The organism is Mycobacterium arosiense ATCC BAA-1401 = DSM 45069, assembly GCF_002086125.1.
Lineage (GTDB): Bacteria > Actinomycetota > Actinomycetes > Mycobacteriales > Mycobacteriaceae > Mycobacterium > Mycobacterium arosiense.
The window spans coordinates 1-7,954 of sequence record NZ_MVHG01000137.1 but is presented as its reverse complement, the minus strand read 5'-3'; the positions used below and the strand labels follow the sequence as shown (position 1 = coordinate 7,954).

Annotated in this window: 12 protein-coding genes and 1 pseudogene; 11 read left to right on the top strand and 2 right to left on the bottom strand. The window is 67.3% G+C overall.

The genetic code is table 11. From position 1 onward, the window contains the following. Positions 1 to 187 precede the first annotated feature (187 nt). Positions 188 to 418 (bottom strand): annotated as a pseudogene (locus tag BST14_RS32750) (nucleotidyl cyclase domain-containing protein); the annotation flags it as partial. 368 nt (positions 419 to 786) lie between these two features. Between BST14_RS32750 and rplN the strand changes: the two are divergent. The 10 genes from rplN (at position 787) to rplO (ending at position 5,140) form a co-directional block, all read left to right on the top strand. Beyond that, positions 787 to 1,155 carry a 50S ribosomal protein L14 gene (rplN, locus tag BST14_RS27010; RefSeq protein ID WP_003403649.1) on the top strand — a complete coding sequence of 123 codons (369 nt, stop codon included), beginning with the start codon at positions 787 to 789 and terminating at the stop codon, positions 1,153 to 1,155. Continuing rightward, positions 1,156 to 1,473: a 50S ribosomal protein L24 gene (gene rplX / locus BST14_RS27005; RefSeq protein ID WP_083067360.1), complete on the top strand. Its 318-nt coding sequence runs from the start codon at positions 1,156 to 1,158 to the stop codon at positions 1,471 to 1,473. Further along, positions 1,473 to 2,036 carry a 50S ribosomal protein L5 gene (rplE, locus tag BST14_RS27000; RefSeq protein ID WP_083067359.1) on the top strand — a complete coding sequence of 188 codons (564 nt, stop codon included), beginning with the start codon at positions 1,473 to 1,475 and terminating at the stop codon, positions 2,034 to 2,036. Before rplX ends, rplE begins: the two co-directional genes overlap by 1 nt. Positions 2,037 to 2,040: 4 nt before the next feature. Further along, positions 2,041 to 2,226, top strand: a complete 186-nt coding sequence (locus tag BST14_RS26995) for a type Z 30S ribosomal protein S14 (protein ID WP_003873499.1) — start codon at positions 2,041 to 2,043, stop codon at positions 2,224 to 2,226. A gap of 172 nt (positions 2,227 to 2,398) precedes the next feature. Next, on the top strand, positions 2,399 to 2,797 hold the full coding sequence (rpsH, locus tag BST14_RS26990; RefSeq protein WP_083067358.1) for a 30S ribosomal protein S8: 399 nt from the start codon (positions 2,399 to 2,401) through the stop codon (positions 2,795 to 2,797). Positions 2,798 to 2,820: 23 nt separating this feature from the next. After that, positions 2,821 to 3,360: a 50S ribosomal protein L6 gene (gene rplF / locus BST14_RS26985; protein WP_083067357.1), complete on the top strand. Its 540-nt coding sequence runs from the start codon at positions 2,821 to 2,823 to the stop codon at positions 3,358 to 3,360. Positions 3,361 to 3,395: 35 nt separating this feature from the next. Continuing rightward, positions 3,396 to 3,764, top strand: coding sequence for a 50S ribosomal protein L18 (gene rplR / locus BST14_RS26980; protein WP_082972484.1), 369 nt, complete (start codon positions 3,396 to 3,398; stop codon positions 3,762 to 3,764). Between the two features lie 37 nt (positions 3,765 to 3,801). Further along, positions 3,802 to 4,485 carry a 30S ribosomal protein S5 gene (rpsE, locus tag BST14_RS26975; RefSeq protein ID WP_083067356.1) on the top strand — a complete coding sequence of 228 codons (684 nt, stop codon included), beginning with the start codon at positions 3,802 to 3,804 and terminating at the stop codon, positions 4,483 to 4,485. After that, the gene (gene rpmD, locus BST14_RS26970) at positions 4,482 to 4,700 is read left to right on the top strand and encodes a 50S ribosomal protein L30 (RefSeq protein ID WP_083067355.1); all 219 of its coding nucleotides are present in this window, start codon (positions 4,482 to 4,484) and stop codon (positions 4,698 to 4,700) included. The genes rpsE and rpmD overlap by 4 nt, the downstream gene beginning before the upstream one ends. Then, positions 4,697 to 5,140 carry a 50S ribosomal protein L15 gene (rplO, locus tag BST14_RS26965; RefSeq protein WP_083067354.1) on the top strand — a complete coding sequence of 148 codons (444 nt, stop codon included), beginning with the start codon at positions 4,697 to 4,699 and terminating at the stop codon, positions 5,138 to 5,140. Before rpmD ends, rplO begins: the two co-directional genes overlap by 4 nt. Here the strand turns inward: rplO and BST14_RS26960 are convergent, their stop codons facing one another. Continuing rightward, positions 5,141 to 6,067, bottom strand: a complete 927-nt coding sequence (locus tag BST14_RS26960) for an LLM class flavin-dependent oxidoreductase (RefSeq protein WP_083067353.1) — start codon at positions 6,065 to 6,067, stop codon at positions 5,141 to 5,143. 38 nt (positions 6,068 to 6,105) lie between these two features. Between BST14_RS26960 and sppA the strand changes: the two genes are divergently transcribed. After that, positions 6,106 to 7,881 carry a signal peptide peptidase SppA gene (gene sppA / locus BST14_RS26955; RefSeq protein WP_083067352.1) on the top strand — a complete coding sequence of 592 codons (1,776 nt, stop codon included), beginning with the start codon at positions 6,106 to 6,108 and terminating at the stop codon, positions 7,879 to 7,881. Positions 7,882 to 7,954 lie beyond the last annotated feature (73 nt).

The following is a 7,954-nucleotide window of genomic DNA, read 5'->3' as shown; positions in this document are numbered from 1 at the left end:
GCGATGATGCCCACCCGCCGCCGCACCCGCGCCCAAGACCGCGCCGCGCGCATCGCCACCGAACGCCGGCACAACCGCCACGCCCGCCAAGCGAAGCGCCGAGAACGCGAGGCCGCCTACTTCGGCTGCGCGCCACCACCCGACAGCGACGACGATCCACCGCCATTCTGATTGCCGGGCAATGGTTTTACCTAGAGGCGACTGCGAATACACGCCACTCGCCGGGCACGCCCTTGAGCTCGTACGCCCCGCGCTCCTCGAATTCGAGTCCTGACCCGAATCACCAAAACGCGCACCATGCCGGACACCGGTACGTCGTCGGTCCGGCCCAGGCGCTCACACGTGCGCCGATCCCACCGATGTCGTCGCCTCGGATTTCGCACTCGCCGGTGTGCAACCCGGCGCGCACCTCGACACCCGCAAGTCCCCGTTCAGCGCATAGCGCGTCTCCGAGAACATGGCGGTAGTGAAGTTCGCTGCGAGTGGATCAGCGGACGTTTCCGCAGTTCAAAAACGTGCGGCGGGGAATTTCAGCCGCGATTGAAAGCTTTCATTCGAGGATGCCGTTCCCCGTCTCGACCGCGTTCTCGCAGAATTTGGCTCTGAGCTGGTCGTCCCCTAGACTCTAGGGGTTGCCTTGGGCAGACCTCGGCCGGTGCGAATCGGCCCCGCGTGCCCTTCGGTGACAAAGACCGCGCACGTCAGGTTTTTGGTGGGTCATGCCCGCCGAATGCTCACCCAGGTGGGTTCTCCTGCCGTGCACACGCAACCAGGTCAGGAGATCGAGTGATTCAGCAGGAATCGCGACTGAAGGTCGCCGACAACACCGGCGCCAAGGAGATCTTGTGCATCCGTGTGCTCGGCGGCTCGTCGCGACGCTACGCCGGCATCGGTGATGTCATCGTCGCCACCGTCAAGGACGCCATCCCGGGCGGCAACGTCAAGCGTGGGGATGTCGTCAAGGCCGTCGTGGTGCGCACCGTCAAGGAGCGTAGGCGTCCCGACGGCAGCTACATCAAGTTCGACGAGAACGCCGCGGTGATCATCAAGCCCGACAACGACCCGCGCGGGACGCGCATCTTCGGGCCGGTGGGCCGCGAACTGCGCGAGAAGCGGTTCATGAAGATCATCTCGCTCGCCCCGGAGGTTTTGTAAATGAAGGTCCGCAAAGGCGACACCGTCCTGGTCATCGCCGGGAAGGACAAGGGCGCCAAAGGCAAGGTGCTGCAGGCTTACCCGGAACGCGACCGAGTGCTGGTCGAGGGCGTCAACCGGATCAAGAAGCACACCGCGATTTCGACCAACCAGCGCGGAGCCCAGTCGGGCGGCATCGTCACGCAGGAAGCCCCCATCCACGTCTCCAACGTGATGGTCGTCGACTCGGACGGTAAGCCCACCCGCGTCGGTTACCGGGTCGACGAGGAGACCGGCAAGCGGGTTCGTATCTCCAAGCGCAACGGCAAGGACATCTGATGGGTACTGCAGAAAAGGTTCAGCCGCGCCTGAAAGAGCGCTACCGCAGCGAGATTCGCGATTCGCTGCAGCAGCAGTTCGGCTACGGCAACGTCATGCAGATCCCGACGGTGACCAAGGTCGTCGTCAACATGGGTGTCGGCGATGCGGCGCGGGACGCGAAGCTGATCAACGGCGCGGTCAGCGACCTGAGCCTGATCACCGGGCAGCGCCCCGAGATCCGTCGCGCGCGCAAGTCCATTGCGCAGTTCAAGCTGCGTGAGGGCATGCCGATCGGTGCCCGGGTCACGCTGCGCGGGGACCGGATGTGGGAGTTTCTGGACCGTCTCACCTCGATTGCGCTGCCCCGTATCCGCGACTTCCGCGGGCTGTCGCCCAAGCAGTTCGACGGTGTCGGCAACTACACCTTCGGGCTCGCCGAGCAGTCGGTGTTCCACGAGATCGACGTGGACAAGATCGACCGGGTCCGCGGCATGGACATCAACGTCGTCACCTCGGCGACGACCGACGACGAAGGACGAGCGCTGTTGCGGGCCCTCGGCTTTCCGTTCAAGGAGAACTGAGTAGATGGCAAAGAAAGCACTGGTCAACAAGGCCGCACGCAAGCCGAAGTTCGCGGTGCGCGGCTACACCCGTTGCAACAAGTGCGGCCGCCCGCGCGCGGTCTTCCGCAAGTTCGGCCTGTGCCGAATTTGCCTGCGCGAGATGGCGCACGCCGGCGAATTGCCCGGCGTGCAAAAGAGCAGCTGGTAACAGCCCCAACCCCTAAGACCAAACGAAAAAAGGTGCGCGACAGGCCCGGACCGGGAACCACCGCGAGGAAGGTGACAGACACTGTCATGACTGCGACAACGACGATGCAGCGGGGGTACCCCCAGCAGCGCAGCGGCGAGGGGGCCGCAGCGATGAAGAGGAGTGGCGCTCGATGACGATGACGGACCCGATCGCAGACTTCTTGACACGTCTGCGCAACGCCAATTCGGCGTATCACGACGAGGTGACGTTGCCGCACTCGAAGCTGAAGGCAAACATCGCCCAGATCCTCAAGAGCGAGGGCTATATCAGCGATTTCCGGACCGAGGATGCTCGGGTCGGCAAGTCGCTGATCGTTTCGCTCAAGTACGGCCCGAGCCGGGAGCGAAGCATCGCCGGCCTGCGCCGCGTGTCCAAGCCCGGCCTGCGGGTGTATGCGAAATCCACCAATCTGCCGCGCGTGCTCGGTGGCCTGGGTGTGGCGATCATCTCCACCTCCTCGGGCCTGCTGACCGATCGCCAGGCAGCCCGGCAGGGCGTGGGCGGCGAAGTCCTCGCGTACGTCTGGTAAGGGCGGGGAGGTAACGAAAGACTATGTCTCGCATTGGTAAGCAGCCGGTTCCGGTCCCGTCCGGAGTCGACGTGACGATCGATGGCCAGAAGGTGTCGGTGAAGGGGCCCAAGGGCGTCCTGGATCTGACCGTGGCCGAGCCGATCACCGTGTCGCGCAACGACGATGGCGCGATCGTGGTCACCCGTCCCAACGACGAGCGGCGCAGCCGCTCGTTGCACGGGCTGTCGCGGACGCTGGTGTCCAACCTGGTCACCGGCGTGACGGAGGGATACACCACCAAGATGGAGATCTTCGGCGTCGGTTACCGGGTGCAGCTCAAGGGTTCCAACCTCGAGTTCGCGCTGGGCTACAGCCACCCCGTGGTGATCGAGGCTCCGGACGGCATCACGTTCGCCGTCCAGTCGCCGACGAAATTCACCATCACCGGGATCGACAAGCAGAAGGTCGGCCAGATCTCGGCGAACATCCGCCGTCTGCGCCGCCCCGACCCGTACAAGGGCAAGGGTGTGCGCTACGAGGGTGAGCAGATCCGCCGCAAGGTCGGAAAGACAGGTAAGTAATCATGGCGCAAACAAACACCGCCGCGCGAAAGCCAGTGGGGCAGAGCGTGTCCGCGACCCGGCGGGTCTCTCGGCTGCGTAGGCACGCACGCCTGCGCAAAAAGATCGCCGGCACCGGCCAGCGTCCGCGGCTGGTGATCAACCGGTCCGCGCGGCACATCCACGTGCAACTGGTCAACGACGAGAACGGGACCACGGTGGCCGCCGCGTCGTCGATCGAGGACGACGTGCGCAGCCTGCAGGGGGACAAGAAAGCCCGCAGCGTGCGGGTGGGCCAGCTGATCGCCGAGCGCGCCAAGGCCGCCGGCATCGACAGCGTGGTCTTCGACCGTGGCGGATACACCTACGGCGGACGGATCGCGGCGCTGGCCGATGCCGCACGCGAGAACGGATTGCAATTCTGATGACGAGAAGCTTGAACACGACTGGAAGGACCGCATAATGGCGGAGCAGCCGGCCGGCGGCCAAGGCGCCGGCGACAGCCGTGACTCGCGCGGGGACCGCGACAGCCGCGGTCGGCGCGGCGACGGCGGTCGTGGTGGCCGCGACCGCGACGGCGACAAGAGCAACTACCTGGAGCGGGTTGTCGCGATCAACCGCGTCTCCAAGGTGGTCAAGGGTGGGCGGCGATTCAGCTTCACCGCGCTGGTGATCGTCGGCGACGGCAACGGCATGGTCGGTGTCGGCTACGGCAAGGCCAAGGAAGTTCCCGCGGCCATCGCCAAGGGCGTCGAGGAGGCCCGTAAGGGCTTCTTCCGGGTGCCGCTGATCCGCGGGACCATCACTCACCCGGTTCAGGGTGAGGCGGCCGCCGGCGTGGTGCTGCTGCGCCCGGCCAGCCCGGGTACCGGTGTGATCGCCGGTGGCGCCGCCCGTGCGGTGCTGGAATGCGCCGGCGTGCATGACATCCTGGCCAAGTCACTGGGCAGCGACAACGCGATCAACGTGGTGCACGCGACCGTCACCGCGCTCAAGCTGCTGCAGCGCCCCGAGGAGGTGGCCGCTCGCCGTGGCCTGCCCATCGAGGACGTTGCGCCTGCTGGAATGCTCAAGGCCCGCCGGGAAAGTGACGCGATCGCCAGCGCGGCGGCTCGCGAGGCCCAGACTTCGGGGGCACAACCATGAGCAGTCAACTGAAGATCACCCAGGTGCGCAGCACCATCGGGGCTCGCTGGAAGCAGCGCGAGTCCCTGCGCACCCTGGGCCTGCGGCGGATTCGCCACTCGGTGATCCGCGAGGACAACGCGCAGATCCGCGGACTGATCGCGGTGGTCAGCCACCTCGTCGAGGTGGAGCCGGCCGAGGCGTCGACCGGGGGTACCGGAGGTAGCAAGAAATGACAATCAAGCTGCACGATCTCAAGCCGGCGCGCGGGTCGAAGACCGCGCGCACGCGGGTCGGTCGCGGTGAGGGCTCCAAGGGCAAGACCGCCGGCCGCGGCACCAAGGGCACCAAGGCACGCAAGAACGTGCCGGCCACCTTCGAGGGTGGCCAGATGCCGATCCACATGCGGCTGCCCAAGCTCAAGGGATTCCGCAACCGGTTCCGCACCGAGTACGAGATCGTCAACGTCGGCGACCTCAATCGGCTTTTCCCGCAAGGTGGTTCGATCGGCGTGGACGAGCTGGTGGCCAAGGGCGCGGTTCGCCGCAACTCGCTGGTCAAGGTCCTCGGTGACGGCAAGCTGACGGTCAAGGTCGACGTGTCCGCGCACAAGTTCAGCGGCAGTGCACGCGAAAAGATCACCGCCGCGGGCGGTTCGGCCACCGAGCTGTCCTAGCTAGCTCAGCTGCGGGATCACTTCTGCGGCAAGACGTTCCATCTGCTCACGGTTCTCGTCCGCGTGGATGCCGACGGGATTCAACAACACCATCTGTGCCCCGGCGTCGATGACCTCGCGCAGCCCGCGCGCCACGTCGTCGGGTGTGCCGGAGACCGGCACGTCGGCCACGCCGGGCATCTTTCCGTAGATGCGGTCCAGCCCGGCGAGCACGCGTTCGCGAGCCTTGGCGGCGTCGTCGTCGACCATCACATAGACCCGTTTGCCGATGGTGAAGGCCGCGGGGTCCTTGTGCTGCTCGTCGAGTTCGCGGCGCACGACGGTCACGGCGCCGGCGAACGCTTCGGTGGTCGACGACCCGGCGCCCAGGAACGAGTCGCCGTGCCGCACCGCGCGGGCCAGCGCCTTGGGCGCCAGGCCCCCGAACCAGATCGGCGGGTGTGGACGCTGCACTGGCTTGGGCGATATCGGCAGGTCGTTGACGTCGCGGAACCGACCGTGAAACGTCACCCTTGGCTCGTCGGACCAGGCCGCCTTCATCAGCTCCAGGCCCTCGGTGAAATAGGAGATGAAGGTGTCCTTGTCCACGCCGAAGGCGGCGAATTTCCGCCGACCACCCCCGGGTGCGACACCAATGTCCAAGCGGCCGTGGCTGAGTCGGTCGACGGCGGTGGCGGCCGAGGCCAACTGCAGCGGGTCGTGCAGCGACGTCACCAGGACGGCCACACCCAAGCGCAGCCGCTCGGTGCAGGCGGCGCAATACGCCAGCAGCTCCAACGGAGCCAGCAGCGGCGTGGGCCCAATGACCTGTTCGAGCAGCCAGCCGCCCTCGAACTCGAGCTCCTCGGCGCGCGCGAGGAAAGCGCGCAGCCCCGCTGCGTCGAAGCCGTCGTAATCGAACTGCGGGATCGCAATGGAAAACCTCACCCGACCACCGTACGGCCGTGCATCGGTACTCTGCAGACATGTTCGCTTTCCTGCCTTCGATCCCCGGAGTCGACGACGTTCGCGCGCTGGCCGGCCGGGTCGATACCGCCCGCCATCACGGCGTGCCCAACGGCTGTGTGCTCGAGTTGGACCTGCGCTCGATGCCGCCAGAAACGTCGGGCTTCGACCCACTGGCCATCATCAGCGGGGGCGGCCGGCGGGTCGCGCTGCGCGACGTGGTGGCCGCCATCTACCGGGCGGCCGAGGATCCGCGGGTCGCCGGCCTGATCGCCCGGGTCCAACTGACGGCGTCGCCGTCGGCGGCGGTACAGGAACTGCGCGAGGCCATCGTCGCTTTCACCGCCGCCAAGCCGTCACTGGCCTGGGCCGAAACGTATCCGGGCACGCTGTCGTACTACCTGGCTTCGGCGTTCGGTGAGGTCTGGATGCAGCCTGCCGGGAGCGTCGGGCTGATCGGCTTCGCCAACAATGCCACCTTCCTGCGCGACGCGTTGGACAAGGCCGGCATCGAAGCCCAATTCGTCGCCCGCGGCGAATACAAGTCGGCGGCAAATCGTTTCACCGAGCACGGCTTCACCGAGGCCCACCGCGAGGCCGTCACCCGGATGCTTGCCAGCCTGCAGGAACAGGTGTGGGAGGCGGTGGGGGAATCACGCAAGCTCGACGCCGGCGCCCTGGACGCGCTGGCCGATCGCGCCCCGCTGTTGCGCGAGGAGGCTGTTTCCTCGGGTCTGGTCGACCGGATCGGCTTCCGGGACGAAGCCTATGACCGCATCGCGGAATTGGTTGGCGTGAAGGACGTTTCGGAGAAAAACATGCCACCGCGGTTGTACGTGTTGCGCTACGCCGGCGCGGCCCGGTCGCGGCTGACCCCGCCGGTGCCACCGGTTCCCGGTCGGCGCGCCAAACCGACCGTGGCCGTGATCAACGTCGACGGCACCATCGTCGACGGACGCGGGGGACCGCAGTTCCTGCCGTTCGGCGCCTCCACCGTCGGCAGCGACACCATCGCCCCGGCGCTGCGGGAAGCCGCCGCCGACGATTCGGTGTCCGCGATCGTGCTGCGGGTGAACAGCCCCGGGGGTTCGGTCACCGCCTCGGAAACGCTGTGGCGAGAAGTGAAAAGGGCGCGCAAGCGCGGCAAGCCTGTGGTGGCGTCGATGGGTGCGGTCGCCGCGTCCGGCGGCTACTACATCGCGGCGGCCGCCGACGCGATCGTCGCGAGCCCCGCGACCATCACCGGTTCGATCGGCGTGATCACCGGCAAGCTGGTGATCCGCGATCTGCTGCAGCGCCTCGGCGTCGGGCTGGACACCGTGCGCACCAACGCCAATGCCGATGCCTGGTCGATCGAGACGCCGTTCACGCCCGAGCAGCGCGCCCACCGCGAGGCCGAGGCCGACCTGGTGTACGCCGACTTCGTTCAGCGGGTCGCCGACGGCCGCAACCTGACCACCGAGGCCGTCGATCGCGTGGCCCGGGGGCGGGTGTGGACCGGCGCCGACGCGCGCGAGCGGGGGCTGGTCGACGAACTGGGCGGCTTCCGAACCGCGCTGCGCCGGGCGAAAATCCTTGCCGGACTGGAGGAGGACGCCGACGTGCGCCTGGTCACCTTCCCGGGCGGCTCGCTGCTGGACGTGCTGCGGCCGCAAGCCTCCTCGCAGCCGGCCGCCGCGTCGCTGCCCGACGCCCTGGGCGCCCTGCTGGGCCGCACCATCGGCGGCATCCTGGACAACGTCGAACGGTCCTGCAACGGCGCCAGCGCGCTGTGGCTGGGACCCTGGCGGCTCTAGGAGCTTGCTGAATTAGTTCCGCGTGGCGGGCGTGGTCGTCGGGGGGCTTTGGGGATGATTGTTGGGTGCAGGG

Bases quoted from the DNA above. Each gene is read 5' to 3' on its own strand.
- rplX (WP_083067360.1), top strand. From the start codon at position 1,156: ATGAAGGTCCGCAAAGGCGACACCGTCCTGGTCATCGCCGGGAAGGAC.
- rplE (WP_083067359.1), top strand. From the start codon at position 1,473: ATGGGTACTGCAGAAAAGGTTCAGCCGCGCCTGAAAGAGCGCTACCGC.
- BST14_RS26995 (WP_003873499.1), top strand. From the start codon at position 2,041: ATGGCAAAGAAAGCACTGGTCAACAAGGCCGCACGCAAGCCGAAGTTC.
- rpsH (WP_083067358.1), top strand. From the start codon at position 2,399: ATGACGATGACGGACCCGATCGCAGACTTCTTGACACGTCTGCGCAAC.
- rplF (WP_083067357.1), top strand. From the start codon at position 2,821: ATGTCTCGCATTGGTAAGCAGCCGGTTCCGGTCCCGTCCGGAGTCGAC.
- rpsE (WP_083067356.1), top strand. From the start codon at position 3,802: ATGGCGGAGCAGCCGGCCGGCGGCCAAGGCGCCGGCGACAGCCGTGAC.
- rpmD (WP_083067355.1), top strand. From the start codon at position 4,482: ATGAGCAGTCAACTGAAGATCACCCAGGTGCGCAGCACCATCGGGGCT.
- rplO (WP_083067354.1), top strand. From the start codon at position 4,697: ATGACAATCAAGCTGCACGATCTCAAGCCGGCGCGCGGGTCGAAGACC.
- sppA (WP_083067352.1), top strand. From the start codon at position 6,106: ATGTTCGCTTTCCTGCCTTCGATCCCCGGAGTCGACGACGTTCGCGCG.